Origin of the sequence: Pseudarthrobacter sp. NKDBFgelt, assembly GCF_046097905.1 — a bacterium.
In the GTDB taxonomy this organism is placed as follows: Bacteria; Actinomycetota; Actinomycetes; order Actinomycetales; family Micrococcaceae; genus Arthrobacter; species Arthrobacter polychromogenes.
The window spans coordinates 14,540-41,148 of record NZ_JBJURL010000040.1; the positions used below are offsets into that span (position 1 = coordinate 14,540).

General features: G+C 60.6%; 27 protein-coding genes. 12 read left to right on the plus strand and 15 right to left on the minus strand.

Features of this window, described 5'->3' with window-relative positions; translation table 11 throughout:
* Positions 1-171 precede the first annotated feature (171 nt).
* Positions 172-1,260, plus strand: a complete 1,089-nt coding sequence (locus ACKAE7_RS12120) for a substrate-binding domain-containing protein (protein WP_191034353.1) — start codon at positions 172-174, stop codon at positions 1,258-1,260.
* Here ACKAE7_RS12120 and ACKAE7_RS12125 read toward each other — a convergent pair whose 3' ends face one another.
* Positions 1,261-1,491 (minus strand): hypothetical protein, encoded by a 231-nt coding sequence (locus ACKAE7_RS12125; RefSeq protein ID WP_408979302.1) that lies wholly within the window; start codon positions 1,489-1,491, stop codon positions 1,261-1,263.
* A gap of 99 nt (positions 1,492-1,590) precedes the next feature.
* On the minus strand, positions 1,591-2,448 hold the full coding sequence (locus ACKAE7_RS12130; protein WP_238340454.1) for a hypothetical protein: 858 nt from the start codon (positions 2,446-2,448) through the stop codon (positions 1,591-1,593).
* Between the two features lie 529 nt (positions 2,449-2,977).
* On the opposite strand from ACKAE7_RS12130, the gene ACKAE7_RS12135 reads away from it, so the two are divergent.
* Positions 2,978-3,703, plus strand: a complete 726-nt coding sequence (locus ACKAE7_RS12135) for a hemerythrin domain-containing protein (protein ID WP_191034356.1) — start codon at positions 2,978-2,980, stop codon at positions 3,701-3,703.
* Positions 3,704-4,219: 516 nt separating this feature from the next.
* A complete protein-coding gene (locus ACKAE7_RS12140) occupies positions 4,220-4,741 on the plus strand; it encodes an HNH endonuclease (protein WP_408979303.1) in 522 nt (173 codons plus the stop codon).
* A 4-nt stretch (positions 4,742-4,745) separates the two neighbouring features.
* On the opposite strand, the gene ACKAE7_RS12145 is transcribed toward ACKAE7_RS12140, so the two are convergent.
* On the minus strand, positions 4,746-5,123 hold the full coding sequence (locus ACKAE7_RS12145; protein ID WP_408979304.1) for a VOC family protein: 378 nt from the start codon (positions 5,121-5,123) through the stop codon (positions 4,746-4,748).
* Between the two features lie 241 nt (positions 5,124-5,364).
* Here ACKAE7_RS12145 and ACKAE7_RS12150 point away from each other — a divergent pair, with 241 nt between their 5' ends.
* Positions 5,365-6,696, plus strand: coding sequence for a right-handed parallel beta-helix repeat-containing protein (locus tag ACKAE7_RS12150; protein ID WP_408979305.1), 1,332 nt, complete (start codon positions 5,365-5,367; stop codon positions 6,694-6,696).
* A 171-nt stretch (positions 6,697-6,867) separates the two neighbouring features.
* On the opposite strand, the gene ACKAE7_RS12155 is transcribed toward ACKAE7_RS12150, so the two are convergent.
* Positions 6,868-7,368 (minus strand): SRPBCC family protein, encoded by a 501-nt coding sequence (locus ACKAE7_RS12155; RefSeq protein WP_408979306.1) that lies wholly within the window; start codon positions 7,366-7,368, stop codon positions 6,868-6,870.
* Between the two features lie 20 nt (positions 7,369-7,388).
* A complete protein-coding gene (locus ACKAE7_RS12160) occupies positions 7,389-8,075 on the minus strand; it encodes a hypothetical protein (protein ID WP_408979307.1) in 687 nt (228 codons plus the stop codon).
* 290 nt (positions 8,076-8,365) lie between these two features.
* Between ACKAE7_RS12160 and ACKAE7_RS12165 the strand changes: the two genes are divergently transcribed.
* Positions 8,366-8,941 (plus strand): HNH endonuclease, encoded by a 576-nt coding sequence (locus tag ACKAE7_RS12165; RefSeq protein ID WP_408979308.1) that lies wholly within the window; start codon positions 8,366-8,368, stop codon positions 8,939-8,941.
* 55 nt (positions 8,942-8,996) lie between these two features.
* On the opposite strand, the gene ACKAE7_RS12170 is transcribed toward ACKAE7_RS12165, so the two are convergent.
* Together ACKAE7_RS12170 and ACKAE7_RS12175 are read right to left on the minus strand one after the other, a co-directional pair.
* Positions 8,997-9,182 (minus strand): DUF4230 domain-containing protein, encoded by a 186-nt coding sequence (locus ACKAE7_RS12170; RefSeq protein ID WP_408979309.1) that lies wholly within the window; start codon positions 9,180-9,182, stop codon positions 8,997-8,999.
* A 408-nt stretch (positions 9,183-9,590) separates the two neighbouring features.
* Positions 9,591-10,388, minus strand: a complete 798-nt coding sequence (locus ACKAE7_RS12175; RefSeq protein WP_408979310.1) for a hypothetical protein — start codon at positions 10,386-10,388, stop codon at positions 9,591-9,593.
* 186 nt (positions 10,389-10,574) lie between these two features.
* Here ACKAE7_RS12175 and ACKAE7_RS12180 point away from each other — a divergent pair, with 186 nt between their 5' ends.
* Positions 10,575-12,014, plus strand: a complete 1,440-nt coding sequence (locus ACKAE7_RS12180) for an IS1380 family transposase (protein ID WP_408979311.1) — start codon at positions 10,575-10,577, stop codon at positions 12,012-12,014.
* Between the two features lie 95 nt (positions 12,015-12,109).
* Here ACKAE7_RS12180 and ACKAE7_RS12185 read toward each other — a convergent pair whose 3' ends face one another.
* The 3 genes from ACKAE7_RS12185 to ACKAE7_RS12195 all read right to left on the minus strand — a co-directional run bounded on the left by ACKAE7_RS12185 (position 12,110) and on the right by ACKAE7_RS12195 (position 15,351).
* Positions 12,110-12,694, minus strand: a complete 585-nt coding sequence (locus ACKAE7_RS12185; RefSeq protein ID WP_408979312.1) for a hypothetical protein — start codon at positions 12,692-12,694, stop codon at positions 12,110-12,112.
* A 93-nt stretch (positions 12,695-12,787) separates the two neighbouring features.
* Complete coding sequence (locus tag ACKAE7_RS12190) at positions 12,788-13,690, minus strand: hypothetical protein (RefSeq protein ID WP_408979313.1); 903 nt, start codon at positions 13,688-13,690, stop codon at positions 12,788-12,790.
* Positions 13,691-14,265: 575 nt separating this feature from the next.
* The gene (locus ACKAE7_RS12195; protein WP_408979314.1) at positions 14,266-15,351 is read right to left on the minus strand and encodes an MrcB family domain-containing protein; all 1,086 of its coding nucleotides are present in this window, start codon (positions 15,349-15,351) and stop codon (positions 14,266-14,268) included.
* Positions 15,352-15,530: 179 nt separating this feature from the next.
* Here ACKAE7_RS12195 and ACKAE7_RS12200 point away from each other — a divergent pair, with 179 nt between their 5' ends.
* The gene (locus ACKAE7_RS12200; protein WP_408979315.1) at positions 15,531-16,793 is read left to right on the plus strand and encodes a DNA cytosine methyltransferase; all 1,263 of its coding nucleotides are present in this window, start codon (positions 15,531-15,533) and stop codon (positions 16,791-16,793) included.
* Between the two features lie 127 nt (positions 16,794-16,920).
* Here the strand turns inward: ACKAE7_RS12200 and ACKAE7_RS12205 are convergent, their stop codons facing one another.
* Positions 16,921-17,823: a GIY-YIG nuclease family protein gene (locus tag ACKAE7_RS12205; protein WP_408979316.1), complete on the minus strand. Its 903-nt coding sequence runs from the start codon at positions 17,821-17,823 to the stop codon at positions 16,921-16,923.
* A 521-nt stretch (positions 17,824-18,344) separates the two neighbouring features.
* On the minus strand, positions 18,345-18,824 hold the full coding sequence (locus tag ACKAE7_RS12210) for a very short patch repair endonuclease (RefSeq protein WP_408979317.1): 480 nt from the start codon (positions 18,822-18,824) through the stop codon (positions 18,345-18,347).
* Between the two features lie 245 nt (positions 18,825-19,069).
* On the opposite strand from ACKAE7_RS12210, the gene ACKAE7_RS12215 reads away from it, so the two are divergent.
* Positions 19,070-19,915, plus strand: coding sequence for an FRG domain-containing protein (locus ACKAE7_RS12215; protein ID WP_408979318.1), 846 nt, complete (start codon positions 19,070-19,072; stop codon positions 19,913-19,915).
* Positions 19,912-20,991 (plus strand): DUF262 domain-containing protein, encoded by a 1,080-nt coding sequence (locus ACKAE7_RS12220; protein ID WP_408979319.1) that lies wholly within the window; start codon positions 19,912-19,914, stop codon positions 20,989-20,991. The genes ACKAE7_RS12215 and ACKAE7_RS12220 overlap by 4 nt, the downstream gene beginning before the upstream one ends.
* Before the next feature lie 509 nt (positions 20,992-21,500).
* On the opposite strand, the gene ACKAE7_RS12225 is transcribed toward ACKAE7_RS12220, so the two are convergent.
* The gene (locus ACKAE7_RS12225; RefSeq protein ID WP_408979320.1) at positions 21,501-21,755 is read right to left on the minus strand and encodes a helix-turn-helix domain-containing protein; all 255 of its coding nucleotides are present in this window, start codon (positions 21,753-21,755) and stop codon (positions 21,501-21,503) included.
* A gap of 319 nt (positions 21,756-22,074) precedes the next feature.
* On the opposite strand from ACKAE7_RS12225, the gene ACKAE7_RS12230 reads away from it, so the two are divergent.
* The gene (locus tag ACKAE7_RS12230) at positions 22,075-22,581 is read left to right on the plus strand and encodes a hypothetical protein (protein ID WP_408979321.1); all 507 of its coding nucleotides are present in this window, start codon (positions 22,075-22,077) and stop codon (positions 22,579-22,581) included.
* Between the two features lie 437 nt (positions 22,582-23,018).
* Here ACKAE7_RS12230 and ACKAE7_RS12235 read toward each other — a convergent pair whose 3' ends face one another.
* Positions 23,019-24,431, minus strand: a complete 1,413-nt coding sequence (locus tag ACKAE7_RS12235) for an amino acid permease (protein WP_408979322.1) — start codon at positions 24,429-24,431, stop codon at positions 23,019-23,021.
* A 42-nt stretch (positions 24,432-24,473) separates the two neighbouring features.
* A complete protein-coding gene (gene hisC, locus ACKAE7_RS12240; protein WP_408979323.1) occupies positions 24,474-25,571 on the minus strand; it encodes a histidinol-phosphate transaminase in 1,098 nt (365 codons plus the stop codon).
* Positions 25,572-25,664: 93 nt separating this feature from the next.
* On the opposite strand from hisC, the gene ACKAE7_RS12245 reads away from it, so the two are divergent.
* A complete protein-coding gene (locus ACKAE7_RS12245) occupies positions 25,665-26,168 on the plus strand; it encodes an Lrp/AsnC family transcriptional regulator (protein WP_188813887.1) in 504 nt (167 codons plus the stop codon).
* 119 nt (positions 26,169-26,287) lie between these two features.
* Positions 26,288-26,609 (plus strand): thiamine pyrophosphate-binding protein (locus ACKAE7_RS12250; protein WP_408979324.1); only part of this gene is annotated, 322 nt, incomplete at its 3' end.

Sequence of the window (26,609 nt, forward strand, 5' to 3'; positions counted from 1 at the left end):
CGTTTACGGTTTTTCCGTGAACGTTTACGGACATCATCGTAAACGTTTACGGAGATTTGTGTCAAGGATCACTTTCGGAGTGGTTTTAACCGTCCGCGATGGTCTGGCCGACGTAAGATCGATAAGGCACGGAGCCGGGGTGTGTACGCGCGGTGCAAGACAGGAGAGCAAGTGGCAGGCATAGCGGTTCCCCACGAGGCGAACGAGAGGCTGGCGGATGGCCCGCTGCGCCGGAAGCCCACCATCAATGATGTGGCGAGCATGGCCGGCGTTTCGTTCGGCACGGTTTCGAGGGTCCTCAATGATGCACCGGATGTGAGCGCCGCAACGCGGCAACGGGTTCTGCAGGTGATCAAGGAGATCGGGTACCGCAGGAACCGGGCGGCCACGGCCCTGGTCACCAGCCGGTCCACGTCCATCGGCATACTCTCCGACGGTTCGCCTCGTTTCGGCCCGGTGGGAACGCTGATGGCCCTTGAGAACGTTGCACGCACCAAGGGCTACGCCACAACCGTCATTAGTGTTGAACAGCCGTACGAAGAGTCGGTCCAGGCCGCCCTCGACACCCTGGACGATACCGGGGTGGGCGGAATCATTGTCATTGCACCTGTGGTGGACATGGCGGCAGCTGTATGGAATGCCTCGTGCCGTGTGCCCGTGGAGATGATCGCCGCGGGAGCATCGTCAACGCCAAACGTCTTTACGTACTCGGAAAACCAGGAGCTGGGCGCACGGCTGGCCACCCAGCACCTGATCGACCTGGGCCACACGGACATCGCCCACTTCGCCGGCTCCATGGACTGGTTCGACGGGCGGGTGCGCAAACGCGGGTGGGAGGCAGCGCTTCGCGACGCCGGACTTGAACCGGGGTTGTGCCCGGAGGGCGACTGGAGCCCGCGATGGGCCTACGAGACCGCCCTCCAGCTCGTTCGGGAAGGAAAAATACCCCAGGCTATTTTCGCCGCCAGTGACCACACGGCTCTCGGGCTGATCCGCGCTTTCGCCGAAAATGGGGTCCGTGTGCCGGACGACGTCAGCGTGGTGGGTTTCGACGATATTGAAGGTTCCGATTACTTCCTTCCTCCACTCACCACTGTGCGCCAGGATTTCACGGCGCTGGCGCATATGAGCATGGAGGTGCTTCTGGGTGCGATGGAGGGGCGGGAGGTGGACCGCACCCCCATCGCACCCACGCTCGTGGTCCGTAACAGTGCCGTCCAGGCCAAATCCCGCAGCAGCAAAAAGACAAAGAAGCAGTAGTTATTGCGGCTCTTCCTCGTTCGCGGTGGCCTCGACCCAGTCGATGGCGTCGTCCGGGAAGTAGCGCCCCGGCCTTTCATCCTGGCCGGCCCACCAGGAATCGTCGCTGGCCGGTCCGCCGGCCTCCGCAATCTCGGCCACTATTGCCGCCGGCACCTGATCTCCGTTGTTGTTGATCAGCCACTGCCGCGTCGATGGCTGCAGTTCCGTCCACCACTGTTCGATGCCCATGGCCGAAGTGTCCCACGCCGGCCGGACTGACGTCACTGCCCGGGCAAAGTCACCGCCCGCACAAAGCCGGCGGCAGCACCGCCGTCGTACTCTCATGGATCACTGCGCTGCGGGACGGGTACCCGCGTCCGTGCTGGATCCCGACGTCGGCACGAAGTTCCAGTCTAAGGACCCGTCGGCCCTCAGCGTCAGCCGAAGGAACCCGTGGGTGTCGCTGAAGCGCTTAACGATGTACCGCGGGCTGCTGGTGAAGGGGCGCAGCCCGACGCCTCCCGTGGAAACCTGGAATGACGTCATCCCGTCGCTGACGCACTGGTCGGCGTTGTTCACCGGGCAGGAGCGTTCGTAGTTGTGCTGCGACCCGGACAGGGTCAGGCGGACCCGGTGCTTCCACATCACGTCGATCCACGGCTTATGGTCCAGGTTCCGCTTATGCGTTTCCGTGCTGGACGTGAAGTACGGCTCGTGGTGCACCACTGCCAGGTGCTTGCCCGCAGCCTTGGCAGCAGCAAGGTCCCGGTCCAGCCACGTTGTCAGCGCCTGGGCCCGCGCCGGGTTGTACCGCCAGTGCGCGGAGGACAGGAACGCGAAATGCCAGTTCCCAAAGTCTTTTGAATATGGTTGCCCGTTTTCGATAAATCCGCGCTCATGGTTAATGGCAGCTTTGGCAGAGGACCCCGGGCATTGGCCGTTCATGAAATCGTCGAGGTCTTCGTTGCGCCCGGGTTTCCAGTCGTGGTTGGGGGCGGATGCCCAGTACAGCTTGGGCATCGTTCCACCCCAGAGCCTCGTCCAGTACTTCACATAGTCGTCGCAGTACGCGGCGTCGTACTGGAAGTCCCCGATCCCCAGGAACGCGTCAATCTCGTTGTTTTGCACCAGCCGCGTGATCGCCGCACCGTTCCGGCCGGACGGGCTGTCAGGGGCATAAGTCCTGACGCCGTTCATGTCGCCCACAGCAGCGATCCGAACGTCTCCCAGGGGAAAGGCAGGTTTGCCATGGGGCGGCGGGGTTGCGGTTGGGGGCGCTGCCGTGGGGGTCGCAGACGGGGACGACACAGCCGGGGACGGCTGGTCCGGCGGCCGTGGAGGGCCGGTACACCCCGCAACAGAGACGGCCACGAGGGTTGCGGCGGCTGCGGCCACGCTCCGCAAGGACCTGCGTCGCGGGAGTGCTGGCTGCATCCGGTAACCCTCCATGAAGCCGGCCCGCGGGTCATCCTGCGAGGGACAACCAGGTGCACCGGCACTTTTGATAATTCTCAGGCATGGACAGGGTGTCAAGGGCACCCAGCCGCCCGGAATACGGCTGCCGGGGTGCGTCGGCTGACTGGGTCTTGTGCTTGGGCCCCTTGATGCGAGGCTGCATGGCCGGGTGGCCGCTCCTGCGGCTGGTTCGGACCATTGTTCGGCTTTGGTGCAAGCGATACTATGCTCCCGGGGAGAGGTCCTGGTCCTGGAATGACGAGTGTTAGGGGCCCATCCAATGACCGACTTCTTCACAATGCAGCCCGGTGAAACCGCCGCTCCCCTTCCGCCGGGGCCCGTCCTGTGCACCGGGACGGCCGGGATGCGGCGCATCCACCGATTCTTCCTCTGGGCCTACGACGAGGCCCCCGGCCTGGTGCGCTCGGTCGCTGCCGGGGACACCGCCCGCGCCGCTTACGTGGGGGAAGTCCTCGGCAACTTCGACAAGGTGCTCCACATCCACCACGAGGGCGAGGACCTGCTCATGTACCCGCAGCTGGAGCAACGGGCACCGGCCTGTGCGCTGCACGTGGCGCAGATGCTGGAGCAGCACCGGCAGGTCACCCAGCGGCTCGAGGGCATCGAGCCTATCCGGCTGCGCTGGATGGCGACGCCGGATGCAGAGTCCGCTGCGGAACTGGCCGCGCGCTACGAGGACCTCTCGGCAATCCTCAAAGTGCACCTGCGCCGCGAGGTCACCGAGGTGATGCCGGTCGCGGACAGGGTGATGACCGAGGAGGAAATGAACGGACTGGGGCAGCACAGCATTGAGCAGTTCGATAAGAAATTCCTGGTCACCTACCTGGGGATGGTGCTGGCCACGAACCCGCCCGCAGACCGGAGAGAACTGTTCAAGGAGATTCCCCCGCCGGTCCGCCTGGGCTACCGCCTCATCGGGCGCAGGATGTACCGGAAACAGTACTCGACGCTCTTTCCTGGACGTCCGGTCCCCGAGACGCTCTAAAGGCCGGCCATGGTCTTCCTGTTTCCAGCGATCGGGCTGCTGCTGTGGATTGGCGTCCTTCTGGGTGCCGTGATCTTGGTCGGCCTTCTGTGGGCGGCGTTCGGCGTGGTCGTTGGGCTTGTGAACCTCGTGCACCTGCTCATCAGGGGAAACACCCGGCCGAGCGTACAGCGGAAAACCGCCGCTGGCCCCAACCGGAACGTACCCCGGGCGCCGCCCCCACCGCAGGCAACACGGGCCCCAGGCCCCGCGGAGTCCGGTACCAGGACCGCGTCTGAGATTTGGCCTAAATGGAACACGGCGCACAGGCGGTACGTGGAGGGCGAGAAGTCGCACTGGCAGGAGCAGTTCGACGCCTTGAACTCCCGCGAATAGGCCCGTTTGGAGGATGAGGACTGTACGATCTCGATAGATCCGGGACGGCAGCGGTCACGGTCTGCGGACGAGTTGGGGGACATCCGAATGCCGGAACTGAAACGCATTTATTGGACACGCATGGGCCTTCGCCTGGCGTTCATGGCTGTCACCCTGTGGTTGTTCGGCTCAGCCATTCTTTCGCTCATGCCGCAGGCGGCCCTATCCGCCGGCCCCGCCCCGTCCTCGGCAACGGAGGTTCTCCGTTCCATGGTGGACCGCGTGACAGCCGCGGTGACGCTCCCGGGCGCGATCGCCGTCGTCCTCATCATTGCCGCGGCCGTTATCAACGCACGGGACGTTCGACGGCGGGATCAAGTGCGGCGCTTTACGCGCCAGCAGCGCCGCGCGGGGCTGGCGCGGGCCGGCGGCGCGTGTGAGATGGAGACGGGTTTTCGCCGCCGGTGCTCCCGCGCGGCCGAGCATGGCGACCACTTCTATCCCTGGTCGAAGGGCGGATCCACCAGCCTGCAGAATTTTGTGGCCGCCTGCAGCCGGTGCAACCGCGCCAAGGGCGCACGGATCCCTTCGCCGAGCCAACAGCTGCGGCTGGAACGGCGACGCCGGACCTACGTCCCGGTTGAAAGTGCGGTTGCCGTCGGCGAGAGGCAGCCCCTTCCGTAGACCTTCAGGGGTCAAGCCGCTTGCGCAGGAGGCAGAACTCGTTGCCTTCAGGGTCGGCCAGGACGTGCCACTGCTCGCTGCCGGTCTGCCCGACGTCGGCCGGACGGGCCCCAAGGGCAAGCAGGCGTTCCAGCTCGGCGTCCTGGTCCCGGTCCACCGGGTTGACATCAATGTGCAACGGGAGGCGTTCGGTCCGCGGGTTGCTGCTCGGGCTCAGGATGATGGTGGGCTGCAGGCCGCCGAACCCGGCGCCCGGCGGGCCGATCTCGATGGCACCGTCCTCCCGGTCGAGCTCTACATAGCCGAGAACCCCGCACCAGAACCCGGCCAGGAGTTCCGGATCGGCACAATTCAGGACCAGTTCGCTGATACGGGAGACCATAAACCCCAGTGTACGGAGACCGTTCCCGGACTCACGCCTACTTTAGGGATGAGTGCGCCTCCAACCTAGCCACACGTACGTGTGCCGAATGCCAAGGCCGCATTACCATCCGTTAACGCGCGGGTAGCGGCGATTCAGCCAATGCAGTCCAGGACTAGTAAAATCTTCTGGTGCCTTTTTCTAAACCCCTCCCCCGCCCGTTGAGCTGCCGCCGTACCGAGTCCCTGGCCGGAGAGAAATCATGATGCTGGGGCGCCGGCGGTTCCTGGAGTGGATTGGGGCAGCGGCAGTCACGGCCGGGGTACCCAGCGCGCTTACTCCCCCGGCTGCGGCGGTTGTTCCCTCCCCTGCCTACGCGAACGCCCGCTTCGTCAGCAGCGGCGGGGACGATGCCAACCCGGGCACCAAGGCAGCACCTTGGCAGACGCTTGGAAGGGTCAGGGCCGCGCTGGACACCGGTGAAGTGGGGCGCGGCGACGCGGTCTTGTTGCGGCGCGGTGACGTGTTTTGGGGCTCCCTTAAGGTTCCTGTGCTGAAAGGGACAACGGGAGCTTTTACCCTCGGCTCCTACGGCAGTGGGGCGCTGCCGCAGATCAACGGCTACAAGGTGAGCACGGACGCGTGGGCGCTGCACAGCCCCAACGTCTGGAAGCTGAACCTGACGGCCGGATCCGGGGAGTTCACCGGCAACACGGCCGGAACCTCAACGGACGTCGGATTCCTGAAGGCCGGCGGCACCATCCACGGCTGGAAGCGGTGGAACCTGGCTGACCTGGCGCAGGACTGGGACTTTTACAGCGACGACACCCACGTGTACGTGAGGCAGGGCGTCTCCCCGGGTGCCGGGGTGGAGATAGCCGTGAAGCAGCAGGGTTTCCGTCCCGCCTCCAACACCAACGCCTCGGACCTGCACATCCTTGGCCACGGCGCCCACGGCGTGGGTATCTACGGGACCCAGAACGCGCAGATCACGGACTGCCTGATTGAGGAAATCGGCGGTTCGCGGGTATCAAAGACCACCCGGTACGGGAACGGGGTGGAAATCTGGATTGGCTGCGCGAACGTGCTGGTCCAGGGCAACACGATCAGGCAGACGTATGACACCGGCACCACCATGCAGGGCAGTGCCGAGGGATCCAATGCTGCGTGGACGGACTGCAGGTTCGTGGGCAACACCATTGAGAACTGCAACCAGAGCCTGGAGGTCTGGTCCCGGGGAACACCGGCTGCAGGGACGGGACACATCCGGTGCTCGTTTACGGACAACGACTGCCGCGATGCCGGCTTCTCCTGGGCTGCCAACATCCGGCCGGACCAGGCAGGCATGGGCACGCACCTGCTGACCTATGACGTGGAGCTGCCCTGCGACATCGAGATTGCCCGGAACCGTTTTGTGGGCGCCAAGGACAACTTCGTGCGCTCCAGCGGCACCGGGCGGCAGATCCCGGAGGGCATCAGGACCCACAGCAACACGATTTCGCTGGACAGCGGCCAGAAGATTGCATACCAGCATCCGGAAACCATCGAGCAGCTCGAGGCATGGCGTTCCCGTACCGGCAACGGACAGGCGTAGCCCGGGGCACGGCGGCGCCTGTCCTGGCCGGTGGCCGTCCAGGCCAGCTCACCCGTGGGCGTGGCGGCACCTCTGGAGATAGCGGACGACGGCGGCATCACCCTGCCTGCCTCCCTCGCCAATCACCCGGCCGGCGCCGGGCAAACCCTCTGTGAGGCAGCAGTTCCAGTCCTAGGACCTGGCGTCCTCATGTGCGGCGGTGGCCTCGGCGATCCGCTTGATTGCTGCGAGCGTTTTCGGAATGCCGTCCAGCGCCTGCCGGGTGCGGTCGGCGATCTGGGCGTCAGCGTCAGCACCGTACTTTTCCCCGAACATGGCTAAGCCCTCCGGCAGGAATTCCCAAGACTCGGTGAGCGTGGTCCCGCCGTCTGCCGGGGTGAGGGTGAAGCCCCAGCGGACAAATTTGCCGCCGACCACCCAGGCGAACTCGCGGCCGCGCTCGGCGGTCACCACCTCCGAGCGGGTCTCCCAGGACCGGTGCGGGAGCTCGTTACGGCCGGTGAAGCAGGCACCGGGCTGGCCGGCACTGACCTCGTCGTCCCACCAGCACGACGTGCAGACCGGGCTCCACTCACCGGTGCGGGTGATGTCGGAGACCAGGTCGTACAGCGCCTCGGCTGATGCCTTGACCGTGACCGACTCCTGGTGGTGGCGGATGCTGTTCTGGTTCATGGGTCCATCCTTACAGACAGTCACTTCTTCTGCCGCCGGCTGCCGCCGTGCCAGTCCTCCTGCTGACCGACCGTACCGGAGCTGACCCCGAAGGCAGGAAGCTGCGGCTGCTCCCGCAGGCTTCGCTTGAGCTCCGCGAAACCGGGGAACCGTGCCAGCCCCACCACGTGGTCCCACAGCTCGGCTGCCGACTGGTCGTCCGGCAGCCGGCTGATCACCGGCCCGAAGAAGGTCACACCGGCAGGCGGTTCGAAGTGGATGATGGGCGTGCCCACATCCTTGCCCGTCAGCGCCAGCGCCTCATCCGTCTCCTGCCGGATCTCGCTGTCCCAGGAGTCGTCGTCGAGAGCGTCCACAACCTGCAGGGGCAGGCCGGCCCGGGCCAGGACCGGTTCCACGAACTCCCGCGTTCCCCGTTCCTCACGCACCTCGGCCTCGCTGCGCTGGCCGGCCGTGTCCGGGGCAGCTTCGAAGATGTGGGTCCCGAACGCCTCGTAGAGCCGGGCGATCGATTCGCGGCCATGCTCCGCTCGTGTCCGGGCCGCCATCCTCAGGAGCCGGAGGCCGGCCGTGTGTCCGGCCTCGTACTCAGGCGGGAAATGCGCGTCGTAGTCAACGTGGGCGTTGATCTGCCGCAACGAAATGAACCGCCAGTCCACGGTGTACCCGCGCTGCGCCTGCACCATGCGCACCCATTTGCTGGTCATTCAGGCAAAAGGGCAGACCGGGTCGAAATAGAAGTTGATGTCGGCATTCACCCGTCCACCCTTGCACCTGTTTGTGACCCGCGTCTATTCGGCACGGAAGGTGGACAAGCAGAGTGTCCGGCTGGGGACCTCGATACGGCTCCACGTGGAACTGCATCGTGCTCCTCGTTGGACCCGGAAGCTCGGCAAAAACTGAGCCAAACCTGGGACACCGTCTGGCGTCCGGCCGATAGGATTACCTAGTCGTCCGGAGCCACGCGCTTCCGGCGAACTGAAAATTGGGGGAATCAATGCCGGAACTCGGCCGTATCTACTGGACCCGGCAGGGGCTTCGCCTGGCGTACTCGGCGGTGATGATCTGGATCGCTGTCGCGGTGATGACCGCGCTCAGCTCGAAGCCGGCACCGGCTGTCGGAGCGGGGCCGTCCGCCGCGGCAGGGGTCCTGAGCGGCATGGTGGAAAACGTCGTCGCCGCGGTTGCGCTCCCGGGCGTGGCCGCCGTCGTGCTTGGAGTTACCGCCGCCGTCATCACCGGCCGGGACGTCCGCCGCCGGGATCCGGTGCGCCGCTTCACGCGCCAGCAGCGCCGCGAAGGGATGGTCCGGGCCGCCGGCGTGTGCGAGCTGGAAGCCGGCTTCGGCCGCCGCTGCGGACGCCCGGCTGAGCACGGGGACCACTTCTATCCGTGGTCCAAGGGCGGTTCCACGAGCCTGCAGAACTTTGTTGCGGCCTGCGCCAGGTGCAACCGCGCCAAGCGTGCCAACATCCCGTCACCGGGCCAGCAGCAACGGATGGAACGACGACGGCGGGAGTACCTGCCGCCGTCGTCCTCCGTCAGCGTGGGCGAACGCCACCCGCTCCCCTGACGCCCGCCGGTCACAGCCCGAACGCAGCTAAACCAACCCGATCGATCAGCAGAACCTAACTAGGTGCGCCGCCCTCAAAAGCCACCTCGTATCCGAGCGACTTGAACAGACCAGTCAGCATACTCTTGGTATTTTCACCTGCTCGCTGCCGCAGCTCGGAATTCTCCGCAGCATCAGCCATATCCGCTTCGGCAAGGAGATAGAGTTCCGCTTGCTGGGGTGCCGTGAACGCATCTACCACCCGGTCATTCTTTATAGGGTTCGAGCCTGTTTAAGAGCTTGCCCGCAGAGTGTTTCGGCGAAGAGATCCTGCGTCTTCTCGCGAGCAACATTCAACCCGGGTAAAAAAGTGCTCCATAAAAATTTGACCGTGATCCCATCCGGCCCTCGCCGCGATAGCAGGCGTGATCAAGCGAAGCTTGGTCGTCTCCTCGTTAAGCCCCATTGGTTCCTCATCTCATTCTCGTCGTCAGCTTTCGGGCAGAAGAAAAGCATCCCTGGAGCCAAGGACTATGCGTACTGGTCTACCCACCGTTCTGTCGGATCCGCATAAGCGGACCTCCGACAGAACAGAGAACGCAGGCGTTTCACTACTCCAAAAATTCACGGAGACCAGTGCTGGCTGCGCGTCGTAGGAACTGCGAAGAGCCTAGGCGGGTTCAGGTGCGTCACGCGCCAGAGGTTCTCCATCTTCGGTATCAGAAGCGGTCTGCGGGTCACCCTGATCTTCGGCGTCTTCTTTGGATTTCTTCTTGCCCACCTTTGTTGGCTTAGCTTTCGGCGGCATCACTATCGGCAGGAGCTCGAGGAGAATAAATCGGGCCCGATCTTGTGAAGACCGCATTTTGTAAGTACCACCTTGGTCATCCTCATGCTCAACCGAAACGAAATCATCATGATTCTTAATTTCAGCTTGTGCGGTTTTGATAGCGAGGGAGGGATTGGCAAGCCGAATAATGAGCAGAATTGCAGCTCTAGTGTCGCTCCAGACTTGGTAGCCAGCCAACTGTTCAAGTGCCTCGTTGAACGCAGTCTCACCTCTCCAGATTTTGCATTCGACGATCAGAGCATTTCGCTCTTCGTACCGGAGCAGAATGTCCGTCTTGCCTTTACCATTGAACGTTTCCCCTGTTGCCTGGCCCCGCCAGTTGGCGTTGAGAACCATAAGCAGGATGTCGCGGATAGTTTCCTCGGGCAGGCTAAGGATTTCCGTTGGCAGGTCCACGGGGTTTTCGTCTCTCAGATCCAAGAGCTTCTCGGAGGTCCCTGGCGATCTTTCAAGTGCGACGGCAAAGCTACGTATCGACCTAATAACCGCATCAGCAATGTCATCGGAGAGCTTGAAATTCTTCTGACTTTGACCTTGAGATTGGGCTTGCTCAAAGGTCAGAGCCGTTGGCTCAAGCGAAAACTCGAGAGTCTTCTCAAAGTGCAAAGGAATGTTCAACGGTTCGAGCGCATCTTGGAGAAGTTTCTGTTTGTCTCTCAGAGCAGTCAGTCTGCCACGTACTAACCCGGGGTTTTCATGAGGGTGGCGTTCGTTCGGTGTGTTTAAGCGACGAAAGGTGCTTCTGAGCTGGGAAAATAGTGTTGTTGACGCACTTTTCTGCCGGCTGAAAGAAGCACCTTTCTGATGTCCAAGATTACCGGAGTTTTCCCGTCCCTTCCTGTCGCCACGACGGGGCAGTCGCTGGTCTCCCACGCTGGGCTGAAGGTGGTGACGTCCTTTGTTGACACGCTCGGGTTTCGGGGCTTGTGCGAGGACCGTTTGGGCCAGTTCGTCCCGTCCGGGGCCCGCCACCGGCCGGGCACGATCCTGGGCTCGTTGGCGGTCATGCTCGCCGGCGGCGGGGACCACGTCTCTGATCTGGACATCCTGCGCGCCGGCGCCGGCGTCTTCGGAAAGGTCGCTTCAAACGCGACGGTCTCGAGGTTCTTTGAACGGATCGTGACCAACCCTGAGCTGTTCAGCTACGGCTTCGCCACGTTGATGCGGGAGCTGCGCTCCAGGGCGTGGGAATCGGCCGCGGAACGGAACCCGGCGTTAACGGCCACGGCGCTGGATCCGCTCATTGTGGACCTGGATGCCACGCTCGTCACGTCCCATAGCGACAAAGAACGGGTCGCCGGCACGTACAAGGGCGGTTATGGTTTCGCTCCCTTTATCGCCAGCATCGACTACGGCACAGGCAACGGGACCGGGGAGGTCCTGGCCGCGGTCCTGCGTCCTGGCAACGCCGGGGCCAACAGCGCAGATGACCACATCAAGGTCTTCACCCAGGCGATCGCCCAGCTCCCGGACGACTTCTACGACCAGGACGGACAGCTGATTGGTGAGAAGGTGCTGGTGCGCACGGACAGCGCCGGCGCGTCCCGGAAATTCCTGCACTACCTCTCATCGTTAGGCGTGCAGTTCAGTGTCTCCTACCCGGTCCCGGTGATGAAGGCGAACATGGTCGCGTGGATCAATGACAAGCAGTACTGGCAGCCGGCGCTGGACCAGGACGGCGATGACCGCTCCAACGCGTGGGTCATCAACGCCACCGACGTCTTCAGGCTCACCGACTACCCGCCAGGGACAAACCTCTACCTGCGTGCCGAGCCCCTGCACCCCGGGGCCCAGGCGACCTTGCTGGACATGGACGGGCACAGAGTCACGGCCTTCCTGACAAACTCGCCGCGCTGGCATGGACCAGCCCTGGATGCCCGGCACAGGGCGCGGGGTCGGTGTGAGAACAGGATCAAAACCCTGAAAAACACCGGGCTCGGGAAGCTGCCGTTCTTCGACTTCCACGCCAACCAGGCCTGGGCCAACATCGCCGCCCTGGCCATGAACCTGGTCTCCTGGCTGCAACTAACAGCCCTCCCCACCGGCCACAAAGCCCGGTGCTGGGACATCAAACGCTGGCGCTACCGGCTCTTCGCGACCGCCGGGAAACTCATCACACGGGCCCGGCAGACCCGGCTGCTGATCGCTGACAAAGCCCCGGAAGCCGGGACAATCACCACGCTTCTGGCCGCCACTGCCGAGCTGAAAACCCGCCTCCGACACCGGGCCCCGCACCTGGCCTGAGAACAACCCGGCCGGCCACTTCAACCACCCAGCACAACCCATCGGACACGTGGAAACCGACGCCAGCCCAGCGACATTGGGCCCGGCCAGCGCGCTCAAAACCAAAGAATCAACCCTGGCGAAAATAAAATCGGAACCTGGCCGCCAACCCGGCCCTCATGAAAAATCCGGGCTAACTCCTCCATTCGATCTTCAGCTTGCTCGACTGATAAGTTCATCAGGTCCACGAACTTCTGCGTGTTATCAAGTTCAGTGTTGAGCTTGGCGGAGAACAAATCAGATCCATTTTCTGCCGCAGCCTTCAGGTCACGCTCTTGAAACGTGATGTCAAAGTAGAAGTGCGGCACCCCTTCGAGCACAACGAGCAAGGGCTTTTCGCCCATAATGGGTTTGATCGCATCGAGGGTGCCCCCCGTTGGGACCAAAAATCTGGCGCCGACCAAATTGGAAGCGTAACCCTCTGGAAGGCTTGTCCGACGTAGAGCTTCACGTTGAAACTCCACCGGCTTTGCTGCGCACCGCTGAACTACTTGCTCCACCAGCGCTTCCACGTCATCCGTGGCGAGTCTTCCCTGCTTTGCCAACTCTTGAACGAGGTAGAGCGCGTTTTCGTTACGGGCCGAAAAATTCTCCTCCGCTTCCGGAACTTCCGCCCAGCTGTACGTACTTGTTCTGTTCATAGGTGCCAGTTTGTCATCAACACAGGCCAGATCAGGCCAACTCACCTACTTGCCGTCTCCACGAGTTTGCAGTCGTCGCAGAAACGAAGACTATCAAGGGGCATTCATCCTCATGTGTTCCGCGAATGCCGCAGCCGTACCCAAACTGAATGCACTGCATTTCTGGCCGATCACGAGGTTGACTGCTTGCAAGAGGTCCGGAGTATCCGCTGAACGGCCCCTTACAATGTCACCGGTTTCATCAACCAAAATATAACCCCATTCAAAGAGCGAATCGCAGCCAAGGGCGCACACAAGCATGGCAATCTCCCTATAGTTGCGGCGCTCCTTATCACTGCACTTGCTTCGAGGTTTGATATGGCCGGCGATGAGCAACCGCTTCGGAAGTACTTTTCCGCACACTGCACAAGGAGCAGCATCACGGCCGCCGAGTAGCGCCTTCCTCAACTCGGCCTGTTCTTTACGCAGCTTTGTAATGACTGCAGAGTCGGTTTCATCTCCGTCCCAGTAGTCATTAGACCGGCCCAATATACCCTCATCAGCAACCGGCAGCTCGAGGGACAGTTTCTCTAATAGCCTCTGCCCGTCCTCGTCTGTGAGAAGAGAAATATATTTGCCCTGCTGAGGAATCGGAGGGTCAGACTTGTTCAGCGGTCCTGGCATGCCAATTTTTATCAGTTCAGCCACCTGACTGAAATGAAGATCCAGATTCTTGCGAACAGGCTTCACTCTTACCAACCAGCCTGTATCGCCCTCTCCCTCTCGGGCCTTGTAAGCAGCAGTACGCGGATACTCTACAAACGAGTGAATGACTGTAGATACAGCCCGGACACACTTGTTGTGGTAATGGAAGACGACGTCACCTTCGCGGATCTCCTTGATGTACGCTCTGCCAGGGTCCAGGGCCTTTCCCCAAGGGCGGGGGCATGTCCAAAGAGACCCCTCAGAAATCGCTTCCGGGTAGTTGTCCTTTTGGTTTGCCCACCAATAGGTCATTGCCGATCACTTCCCCTCTAGTGAAGCAGTCAAAATCGTAGGTGCGTGACGTCGCGAGGTTCAAGACTTCATATTGTCTTCGACTCCAAGGGTAATAGTGCCTCCGACATTCTGACGCCGCGGGAACATCTCACCGCGCCGACAGCCCGTTACTCATTATCGAAGGACGTCGACGATTCACGCTTTCACCTCGACCTGGGTTTGACCGATCGCTGGCTGGTTAGCAGCGTTAGTCCCAGTCGTGGGATCTCCTCAGGCAGGCGGTTCAAGAACATTGCCGCGGTCTGTCAGACGACGCCCGCTTCTCAACTACTCGCTAATGATCGCCACGGGTATCCCCAGCCCTACTAGCAACCGCAGCGTCGGGACCTCGGCGTCCGCTCCAGGAAAGGTGATCCAAGAGTGCGCCCCATGCGCGTATGTGTCGAGAATGGCATTCCGGGCCTAATCAATAACATCCTGGCGGAACTCCGCCCCATAAGCCGTGGGCATGGTCAACATCCTTGCACGAGCACAAGCTCGCTAGTTCAAGGAGTCAACAAAACCGGGGGCAGTCCCCTGCGAGGATCGCAATGCTAAGAGACGGTATAGCGGAATGCCAGTGGTGTGAGCTGACTGTTTTCAAGCTGCCAGGGTTGTTCAACACATAGGCATCCACCAGAGGCAGTAGGCATCTCTCCCGTCCTATCCAGCCTAATTGAGTGGACAATCGCCAGGGCGTTCGAGGGGTAACGCTCCTGGTGAAGCAGAACTTCGTTGCGCGTCAGGATGATTTCCGTGCCGGTCGACGTCGTCCCTTTGACCTCAATGAATATCGAGGCATCGTCCCTCTGCGCGAGTAAGTCATAGGACTCATGATCGCCAACGTCAGTAACCGAATAACCTTGCATTTCAAAGAATCTAGTTGCTCGCTCCACGGCTAATCTCTCGACAACTAGCCGTTCCGCTCCAGTCAATCGAATACCCTGGCTTCTAGCTGGCTTACCCGCGACTACATCTATCGCCGTCTGTACATCAGATAGATCAGGCCCAGAATCGCTAGGCACGTATAAACCTTCGTCCTCGAGGTCGTACAGCATTCCGAGCCAAGTCAAAGCTTGAGCAAGATCCAATCTGAGCTCAGCTTCTTCCGGCACGGCATCTGCCGAATACTCCTTGCCAACTACGTTGCCAAGTTCATACCCCTCCCCTAGTCCACCACGTCGACCATCCAGCCGAAGGCTGTGAGTCCAGCCCGCTGGCAAAGAATCCATCAGCTGCAAAGCTCGTCGGGCCCACTGGGAACGCCGGAGAAGCTCGGGTCCAGGTCGACGTTTGAAGCCGAAACCGTCCCAGCTTGTAGTCGCCTGGATGAGGCTAAGATAAGAACGTTCTCCAGTCCGGCTGAATAAGTAGACCACGTACCATCCAGACGTAGGACGGGGCGAACGGCCCTTGGAAGGCAGTCGAACCCACGGGATCTCTGTCTTCCGGCCAACACCGTCATTGCCCTTCACGCCCAAGTCAGCGATCGACGTCGCCTCAAGAACTTCGGCGGCCTTGGCGCTAATGGCTGCGGAAAAGGCCTTACGTACCAGCGCCCCTCTACGACGCATCGCGGCGGTGTTGGATGAGCTGTATTCAGCCTGGAGAGACAGAACCTCTTGAATGCAATCTCGCATGTTAGCAAGTTACAGCGTTGCTCTATCACTTACGCAGGGCGCACGACGTGAGTCACGTTAGTGAACCTCTGCTGTTGAAGCAGAGCTCCAAGGGCATGGCACGGCGTTGTCACAGGGGCATGGTTGAGTGAGTCCTGAATCTGACACATGACTCAAGTCGCCCAAGTAGAATCGGTGGAGTGCCATCAGAAAGTGAGTTTCCCTTGAGTAGCAAAGACCAGCTCCGCTCCGTTGAGTTATTTGGAGGAGCGGGAGGCTTGGCCCTCGGGACTCACCAGGCCGGATTCCGTCCTGAACTTTTCGTCGAGTGGGACCGGTGGGCCTGTGACACGGTACGCGAGAACCAGGCCGACGGATTTGAAGCCGTTAGAGGGTGGCCCGTCATGGAAGGAGACGTTCGCAAAGTCGACTGGTCGGTGATCAAGCCAGGCCTCGACCTTGTCAGCGGAGGCCCGCCTTGTCAGCCCTTCAGCACAGGAGGCAAAGCTCAAGCTGCAGACGATAAACGCGACATGTTTCCAGCAGTCTCACATGTGATCCAGACGCTGAGGCCCCGCGCATTCATGCTCGAAAACGTTAAAGGGCTAACGCGAAGTACATTCGCTAATTATTATCAACTGATTTTGCTCCGACTCAGGTTTCCTGAGCTCGTTGCACGCGAGGGTGAACCATGGATGGAGCATCTTCAGCGGCTGCAACGAGAGGGTACTTCGAACCACGAACACGACCTGACCTACAACGTGACGTCCACTGTTGTCAACGCCGCCGATTATGGTGTTCCACAGCACAGACACCGGGTCTTTATCGTCGGGTTCCGCTCGGATATCTCAGCCCCGTGGTCACTTCCCGCGCCCACTCATTCGCATGATGCCCTGCTTGAGTCCCAGTGGGTGACAGGTGAATATTGGGATGAACACGAACTCGCGTCCAAGCATCGTCCCGCTAAGCCAGCCAGATTCGCTAATCGGATTGCGGCGATTGCAGCCGGAGATGTCGCACCGGTCGGGATTCGCTGGCGAACAGTCCGCGATGCGTTACGGGGAATGCCGGAACCGAAGGCGTCCGGTGTCAAAGGTTGGCACAATCATCTGCTCAAAGAAGGCGCCAGGGTCTATCCCGGTCACACTGGCAGTCCTCTGGATCAACCGAGCAAAGCGCTCAAGGCAGGCGGACATGGCGTTCCGGGCGGCGAGAATATGCTTCGCCGAGTCGATGGAACGGTCCGTTATTATTCGGTCCGAGAGGCGGCCCGCATACAGACATTCCCTGACGAGTATGAGCTTCACGGAGCCTGGGGAGAAGCCATGCGTCAGCTGGGCAATGCGGTGCCAATGAAACTAGCGTCCACGATCGCGGAAAGTGTTGCAGACCATCTCAGGGCAGCCCAATTGCGAGATGTAGAATTCGCCTTTGAGCTGACCGAGGCCGCGCTCACGGTGTAATGCGGCGCTGCCACTACAGGCGGAGAGGGTAATTCCCCTGCCGCTATAACAACGAATCTATAGATTCCTGCCCAGACCTTCTCCGATCTTGCATGAGGGAAGGCAGCCAAGCTAGCGAAGCGTTACGCTACTCTTCTGGCACGTTGCCCTTGCCCCATTCAGGCTCATTTTCCTCGAATGTATGATGACCGCCCTCAGCATGCCAGACGAAGATACGGGAACGGTACTTCTTAATATCACTGGTTTTATAGGCCAGAACGTACCCCGGCAAAGCGACTATTTTCCATCCAGCCGGCAAGTGATCCGCTATCAAGTCGAGCCAGCTGCGCACCGTTCTTGAGCTGCCAGTGATATCTATTGCAGAGACATCGACTCCCAGCAACTCCCCCTTGTCGGCGTGCGAACGGCCAAATCGGAATGTGAACGGAAAAGCGGTTTTGAGCACTGTCATTGCTTCATAAAGCGAATCCACAGGATAAGTGTGTCTTTTCGTTGCTCGCTCTACTGGCGTGATTATTAAGTCGAGATCGATCTGATAGGTGCGATCGAAGTGCAACCACTTGACAGCAGACGTATCGCGCTCCTTACCCACATCCTTATTACCAAATCCATTACTGTTCCATGCCGCCCTTTTTTCGGGGCGAAGCTGTGATATCAGGATCTTTTCTGGACCGAGCGCGTCGAGATCTTCATCAATATACATGCAACGAAATTCCATGCGCTCCACCAGACGACGACTAGAATTTCCGTCGGTGTCCCTTCGGCCGGATATCTTTCGGTGATGCTGGCTTATTCTGGCCCCGAGATTCTCGTCGGCCTTACCGACATATACCGATTTGCCATCGAGAAACAACTGATAGATACCAGGGCGGCGCTCGATGTGGTCGACATGCTCCGGAATTAAGGGTACGCATTGCAGAACTTCCAGGGAGCGCATCAGCTGGCTGCGCATAGCATCGGAAATAGATAAGCTGAAGCGGCCTACGTGAACGTGCTGCGCTTCGGATGTGTCCTGAACTTTTGTTCCCATTAGCCTGATCCTAGTCCCACTCGCAAGCTATGGGTAATCGCTACATCGTCTTTGTCTCATACAGTGTTACAGCCAACAGGCTCCTCTTTGTACTGCTGTCGGCAGCAGTACAAAGCGCCAAACTGCAATGCCAGGAACACAAAAGGCTGCGGTAACGTTGGTTGGACAGCCGGACCATGATCTGGCGCGCGTGCTTACGTGACGACAAAACGGCGGGCCCCGCAAGCAGCGCCCTATCCGGCTTCGGTTCTGTACCCCGGCACAAGTTCGTGAGGTTGCTGCCCATTTTGGTACAAAGCAAGAGGTAAGGCACTCCTCCACACTGAAGATGAGAAACGTTCTTGGCCGCACGCATAGGCAAGCAGAAATTCTGTTCCGGGCCTTTTCTTGGTCGGCTTGAGCAAACTAGCCGCCCACCTCTTCCCGTCCTTGGTGGTCGAGTCATCTTCACCTATACCTGAATGAATTGCTGACCCTTTTTACGGCGAGGTAATTCAAACGTCGTTAGCCGACAAAGCTATCTACGCTGGGTGCCCCTCCGACGCCCGACTTCTACGTCGTCTCATTTGAACCATCTCCGCAATCCGCTGCGCAGCAACGGAAGGGACCTCGTGCTCCCACACTCGTATCACGAGCCATCCTCGTTCACTGAGGAATCGGTCCGTCTGGCGGTCACGTTCCACGTTTTCATTTATCTTCTGATCCCAGAACGCGGCTCGTTGCGTCGCCGGTCGGTAATGCTCGGGGCAGCGGTGCCAGAAGCAACCATCTACCATCACGACAACTTTGGCCCCCGGAAAGAGGACGTCTCCGGTTCGCCTGTAGGAGGGGATCGGCCTTTTGTGAAGCCGGTACCCAAGTCGAAGGGCCCTAAGCTCCTTACGCAGAGCAACTTCCGGGCGAGTATCTCGACCTCGTATACGTGTCATTCGGGCACTGACCTTTGGGTCAATGCTGTCAGCACCTGGACGGTCCGACTTATCGTATGAATTCGGCTTCACCGAAACTTTTCCTCCACAAGTCCTGGCGGGTTCAGGCGCTCCTACATGGGCACTGCTCCCTTACGCATGTGTGGCCGGACAGGCTCAAGCAGGTTCGATGCGTGGGCACGTTGGTTGCGTCATCTTGCCTCAACGTCCTCTCGCCCATCGCTAGAACTGCAAAGAGGGACTCTAGCTCACTGCGAGATGGGCTGCACTGCCCCCTCGTTTGGAAACCCCACGACGACGGACAAACGATGAAAGCCGTGAGTTCCACACTCTGGTATCGATTTTTGGCGCATGCACTCGTGACCTATATTGAGCCCATGACACCTGGCTCTCCTCCATTAGTTGAAGAGGTCGAAGTAAAATCCGTCAGTGATTTACTTACAGATCTTTCCACCTACAGCAACGATGAACTTCTCTGGTACCGCGGTCAAGCGCGCTCGAGCTGGCTGCTGGAGCCGTCCCTAGTTCGGCTGGACGGCGTGAGGGACGAAAAGCCCTTGATGGAAGAATTCAAGAGGGATGCTATACCGTTACTGACTCGAGCGGATCTTAGCGGTTGGAGTTTGACCGAATGGGACTGGATGTTCATCATGCAGCACTACCACGTCCCAACTCGTCTCCTTGACTGGTCCGAGTCCCCTCTCATCGGTTTGTTTTTCGCGCTCGACGAGACGGGTGTCGATGATGCCGCCGGTCCCGCAGCTCTGTGGCTTTTGAAACCGCAGGTACTTAATGAAGCCGCGCGCGTCACGTACGACCAGAAATGGCGCGTGCCCGTCTGCGACGTCACAGACGAAAAAGACGATGATGTGGGAAAGTATCTACCGTCACAGCTGGCAACCGGCCGTCGACTCGACCCCTTGGCGCTCATAGGTATTCGACGCTTTGACAGAATAAGGGCACAGTCCGGTGCCTTCACGATCGCGCATCGGGATCCACGTCCACTCGAAATTGAAGCTCCTCAAGCGCTCAAGAAATATATAATTCCGCACGACTCCAAAGAGTTTATTCGCGAAGAATTGGACCGCCTGGGCGTCCACGCGGCATCAATCTATCCTGATCTGGAGCACCTAGGTCGGCGTGTAGGCCGGAGGATCAGTTGAGTTTTGTAGAAGTCAAACGAATTGACAAGTTTACTGTTGCAGATCTGGTCGAAACATATCCGCGGATTGAACTAAATCCTGACTATCAAAGGAATGGTGACGTTTGGAGTCTGGATCGTCAACAGCTACTGATCGATAGCATCATTCGCGGTTACGATATACCGAAACTGTACTTTCGTAAACATGCCCCGATGGTGGAAGTTCAGGGACGAGCAATCCGATACTCCGTAATCGACGGCCAGCAACGAATTCGTGCGATAATGGATTTTATGAATGATCGCTACGGTGTGGATACAGCAACGGACCTAACATCCGATGTTGACGGTAAGTCGTTGGCGGGTAGAAAGTTTTCTGAGCTTTACGACTTTGACTCAGCGATCGCGAGAAAGATCCAGAATTTTCAGCTGGATGTTGTAGCCATTGAAACCGATGACTCAGAAGTTATTGAGGATATGTTTCTACGGCTGAACGAAGCCGCTCCCCTCAATGCTGCAGAGAAACGAAATGCTTTTGGCGGGCCGATACCCGTCGCTTCACGTCAGCTCGCCGAGTTGCCTTTCTTCAAGGACAATCTAAAATATAGCAATGCCCGTTATCGCCACTACGATATGGCGACAAAGTTCATCTATTTTGAATACCGAAGAGGCGTCGCTGATACCAAGAAGGTCTATCTAGATCGCTTTGTTAGAAATGCCGCCGAATGGGTCTCCGATCCGTCCGCGTTGACGAGCAAAGTCTCTGTTGTCCTTGAGGCCATGCATGACGTTTTCCTTCGTGAAGATACACTTTTGAACTCTGTAGGCATGGCTAGCGTCTATTACCTGGTATTTCGGGAAGCGGTGGAACAAGACTGGCTGACAGAAATTACGCGCGAGCGACTTGTGCAGTTTGAATCAAAACGAATTGAAAATCGGACTAGCGCTAAAGCCAACGAGGACGGGGGCGAGTTTGAGCTCAACGAGTTTGACAGGTTGAGTCAGAGCCCCAATGATGCAGTCGCGCTCCGATTCCGCCGTGATGTGCTACTCAAGCACTTCAACCACGCTTTAGAGTTATCGGGAGAAGACAACGATTAGCGCTTTGCAAGTTCAAAGCCAGAAGTACTGGACGAATCGTCTGAAGACTTGCAGTAGCTAAGGCGCCTTCGCAGTCAGAGTGTAGGGGATCCTAGACCGGACTCCCCTACACTCTTTTCAGCTAAACCTCTGCGAGATGTTCCTTTGCCAAGAGTTCTCAATGTCCTTACCGGCCGATCCGCCACATACCCGGTCATCTTGCCATAATTCAGCTGTAACGGTTGTTTGCTTTGGCATGCCGCTCACTATTCCTTACACAGTTCACGGCCGACGTGAGGGTGGGTCTTTCGTACAGAAGACCGTCTTGTGATCCTCAATTCGCACAGGGAAGTCGATGCTTTTGGTACCGTGGGTGGAACGCCGAATGCTTCACAGGCAGACCGCTTCGCCATCCCAGGCGACCGGAGGCTGACCCGGGAGACTGTCCGGCCCGAGCGTTCATGTGCATCAGCCGAACTCAGGTCCCAGCCTTCAACGGACCTGGGGGAGCCCGACATGTGCCGGATAAGCTACTGCTGATCGCCAGTCTCCGTGCGATCTTCGAGCTCACCGGCAGCAATCCGCTCAGCGGTGCGCCGGTACGCCTCCTCAATATAGTCCTCGACGTCCTGGCGGCCAACGCGCCAAAGGCCCCTCCCGCCGACCTGAAAAGCCCGCAGCTCCCCTGTCCTGATGAGGCCCTGAACAAGGCTTTGCTTCACGTTCAGCTCATCTGCGACCTGCGCCATGGTGAGGAAGCGGGGCTGGTCTTGTTCAGCAGTCATCGGCTTATCCTATTCGGGGTTAGTTGCCGGCGCTGGAACCATCCATTCCATCCTGACGAACGTCGCACAACCATGCGCAGCCTGAGAGGCTCTCCCCCGTAGTCCCGGGAACAAACCGCACCAGTCCCGGCGTCGAAGGAGCGCCACGCGAAGACGACCTCCTGCGCCGTTCACGTCGCAGGAGGCACTCCAAACCCTCTCGGGATTGCACGCCCAACAGCGAAGATAAACTCGCCAAGTGAATGTAACTTGTTTCGACGCGTTTGGCGTTTCGTGTGGTACTTGGATTGCTCTGTGGAACGGAGCCATAGGGGCTTTCATGGGTGCCGTTGTCGCTCTGTTTGTCGTTGCATTGTCGAGCAAACATCAGCGAAATGTTGCCCGTGATGCCCGCGAAATCGAAGCCATAGCCGGTTTTGTGGCCGCTATTGGCAAGGCCTACGAGGTCTCGCGAACAACTGAACCCTCGACGCAGCAGGACATAATCGTTATGCTGCTCACCTCGACGGCACGACTGAGGTTGGCAAGTAAGCGCACGGCAAAGATCGCCGAGAGCGTCGATCGCTGGCCTAGTGCGATTCAGAACTTGATTACCAACGAAGAGATGGCAAGACAACGTGAACTTCACCTTGGGGTGAATGTTCGCATGCTTCTATCCGAGGTATATGAAGTGGTTCTGACCGCGTGCCCGAAGTGGCCAAACGCTAGTTCGGCATCTAGGGATTGGGCGCGCAGGGAGAAGTGTCTGAAGGACCTGAAAGCGATGTCAGCCAAGTTGAACGAGATGGAAGACCTAGCGGAACGGGCTCTTAGAGCAAGAGTATGACGCTTGCCCAGTGACGAAGCCCCGAGGCTCTGCTGTCCAGCTGGAAGAGCAGGTAGGCGCAGATGAGGGCGCCAACCACCCGAACCACCTCTTAGGACACCGGGCTCAGCTGGTGCCCGGCCCGGCGCTGGCACATAAAGTGGAACACCACCGAGGCCGTCACCAGTGTGAAATCCGAGCTGGCGCTCCGGGTCTCTTATCCTTATCACAGGTTCGCCATCAGCAATGCTGTTCTAATGTCGGGGCTGCCGCCGTTCGTCCTTTCTTTAGCGGCAGACTCGGACTGGATCCGAGTCTGCAAAGAAGCAAGGTCTGTTGCGGCCGAAGATTCCTGGTGTGACATAGGTCCTTATTCGGAAGTTGCGAAAAAGGCGCGCCCGGCCAAAGCCGGGCGCGCACTCTGTGACCTAACCCAGAAGTAGTTCAAGCTCCTGGTTTCAGTCAATGAGCACCGGCTGCTTGGAACCGTCCGAAGCTTCGACCATGGACCCAACCTTCCGGTTCCGGTGGTTAAACCAATTCGCCACCGCCAGCAGCGCCACGAGTCCGAAGGTGCTCAGCAGCTGGGGACGGGAGTCCTCGCCGATAAAGCCCACCGTGAAGATCGCCGCGAGGATGAGCAGGCCGAACCCTGTGAGCCACGGGAAGCCGGGCATCCGCAGGGGCAGCGTCGTTCCCTCGCGGTCGGCGCGGAGGCGCAGCGCGAGCTGGGCCAGGAGCGCGGACGTCCACACCAGCAGGCAGGTGGAGCCCACGATATTGAGCAGGACGCCAAGGACCATCTCGGGGAAAGCCAGCTCCAGCACCACCGTGACCACGCCGAAGGCGACGCTGGCGAGGACTGCGACCACCGGAACCCTGGCCTTGGACACTGCAGCAAGCACGCGAGGTGCTTCACCCCGCTCCGCAAGGGAGTACGCCATGCGCGAGGCGCCGTAGAGGTTGGCGTTGAGCGCGGAGAGCAGTGCTGCGACGGCTACCAGGGTGATGGCGGTGGCCGCACCGGGCATGCCGGCGGCCTCCAGCACGGCGGCGAACGGGCTCTTCAGCCCCTCCGAACCAACCGGAACCACGGCCGCGATGATGAAGATGGCACCGATGTAGAACACCAGGATGCGCCACAGCACGGTGCGGACTGCCTTCTTCACGCTGCGGGCAGGCTCGGCGGTCTCAGCTGCCGCCACGGATACGATCTCGGTGCCGCCGAACGCGAACGCCACCACAAAGAGCGCCGTGGCTATACCGGCGAAACCACTCGGCGCGAAGCCCTCGCCCATGAAGTTGGACAGGCCCGGCGACTGCACGCCCGGTACCAAGCCGAAGAGCAGTGCGAAGCCAACCAGCAGGAACGCAACGATGGCCGCCACCTTGAGCAGCGCGAACCAGAACTCGAACTCGCCGAAATTCTTCACGCTGGTCAGGTTCACAGCCGTGAGCACCACGATGAACACGAATGCCATCAGCCACACCGGCAGCGCCGGGAAGATGGTGGCCAGCAGGCCTGCCGCGCCCAGTGCTTCGGCGGCGATGACCACCACGAGCTGGATCCACCACAGCCAGCCGACCGTGGCGCCGGCCACCGGACCGTAGGCCTTGGCGGTATATACGGAGAAGGCGCCGCTGTCCGGGTTGGCCGCGGCCATCTCGCCAAGCGCCCACATCACCAGGATGATCAGGGTGCCGGCCACGAGGTAGGAGACCAGCACGGCCGGGCCGGCCGCCTGGATGCCCGCGCCGGAACCGATGAAGAGGCCCGCGCCGATGGCGCTTCCAAGCCCCATCATCGTGAGCTGGCGCGGTTTGAGAGCCGCGCCGAGGGCGCGGGCAGACGTCTTTGTCTGTTGTTCCATGGGGATTCCTCTTAGTTGTTGGTAACTGTTGGGGAGAAAAGTTCAGGCCGTGTGGGCTGCCAGGAGCCGGAGCACGCGGTCGTTGGAGGCCGGGTCCGCCACGGTGATCCGCACGCCGTCGCCCTGGTACGCCCGGATCATGACACCGGCGGTATCGAACGCTTCCACCAGCCTCGCCAGCAGGTCTTCACCGGCCCGGATCCACAGGAAGTTGCCCTGGCTCGGCTGCAGCTTCCAACCCTGGGCCTCCAGCTGAGCGGCCATCCGTGCACGCTCCTGCCTGACGGCGGCGACCCGCACTTCTATCTCCTCCCCCGCGTCCAGCGATGCGACGGCCGCCTTCTGGCCCAACGCGCTCACGGCGAAGGGAAGGGCGGTCCGGCGCAGCCCTTCGGCGATGGCCGGCGACGCCACGGCGTATCCCACGCGCAGGCCAGCGAGTCCGTAGGCCTTGGAGAAGGTGCGCAGGATGCAGACGTTCGGGTATTCGCGGTACAGCGCCAGGGAATCGGGGCCGCTGCCCGCTTCGGCATATTCCACGTAGGCCTCATCGATCACCACCAGGATGTCCGAGCGGACAGCGCGCAGGAAGGCCTCAATGCGGTCGTGGCTGATCGGCACGCCGGTGGGGTTGTTGGGCGTGCACAGCAGGATGACCTTGGTCCGCTCGGTGACAGCCGCGGCCATGGCATTGAGGTCGTGGCCCTCAAGGTGGTCCAGCGGGATGCGGACCGGCCGGGCGCCCGCCAGCTCCACCAGGATGGGGTAGGCCTCGAAAGAACGCCACGCGAAAATCACTTCGTCCCCGGCGTCGCACAGTCCGGTGATGATCTGCTGGAGGACGCCCACGCTGCCGGGTCCCACGGCAACCTCTGCGGCGGTGACGCCCAGGTGCCGGGCAATCCGTTCGCGGAGTTCGACGGCGGCCATGTCCGGGTAGCGGTTCATCCTGCCCGCCGCTTCGGCCACCGCGGTGACGGCTGCGGGCAGGGGCTCGTAGTGGCTTTCGTTGCTGGCGAGGGCTGCGATGTCCGCGCCGGCGCCGCGTCGGCCGGGGACGTAGGACGGAAGGCCGGTGACGGCGCCACGAAGGGTGGGCAGCACGGTGGCGGGAGCGGCCAAGAGTTGTTCAGCGGTCATGAGGACTGACTATGGAAGTGACCCGGCCCACATTGCAAGATACGCTCTAGCCAGTGGGACTTCTGCTCAACTTCTAGTAACTGTGGTGAAAATATGACCATCGCGAACTCTCGCACCCTTGATTCGCTCGACGGCCGCATCATCCTTGCCCTGGACAAGGATCCCGAAGCCAGCGCCCTGGCACTCTCCCGGACACTCGGCGTCGCACGCAACACGGTCCACGCCCGGCTGGCGCGGCTGGAACGCAGCGGCGCGCTCCGCTCCTTCAGCCGGAGGCTGGACCCCGCCGCACTGGGCTACGAACTGATGGCCTTCCTCTCGCTGGAAATCAGCCAGACGCGGTTCGGCTCGGTGGAAAGCGGGCTCGCTGCCATCCCGGAGGTCATCGAGGTGCACGCCACCACCGGGGACGCGGACCTCATGGCCAAGGTAGTGGCCCGCGGCACCGCCGACCTCTACCGCATCACCAACCAGATCCTGGAGATCGACGGGATCCAGCGGACCAGCACCGCCATCTCCGTCATGGAACTCATGCCGCCCCGCTACGACGGACTCATCAGCCGGCTGTCCGAGCAGGAATCCCGCACGTCGGAGTAAGCGCGGGTGACGTGCACCACCTTTGGGCATTTTGTCACTTCTTCTGCTTCATGCTGCCAAAAATCCCAGTAGTATCCATGGGTATTGCAAATGTAAAACGCAGGCCACACGCTTCCTGCATGACTACTCTCACCGTCTCCGGCCGCGTGGCGCAGGTTCTCAGCAGCTATGTAAGCGACGTCTTCGGCGTCATGGGCAACGGCAACGTCTACTTCCTGGAAGCCGCGGAGAAGCAGGGCCTCCGCTTCACCGCCGTCCGGCATGAAGGCGCCGCGATCGCCGCAGCCGACGCCTACTACCGTGCGTCGGGACGGCTCGCCGCGGGCACCACCACCTACGGCCCCGGCTACACCAACGCGCTCACCGCCCTCGCCGAGGCCGTCCAGGCGCAGATCCCCGTGGTGCTGGTCACCGGGGACGCCCCCACCAGCGGTGCCCGGC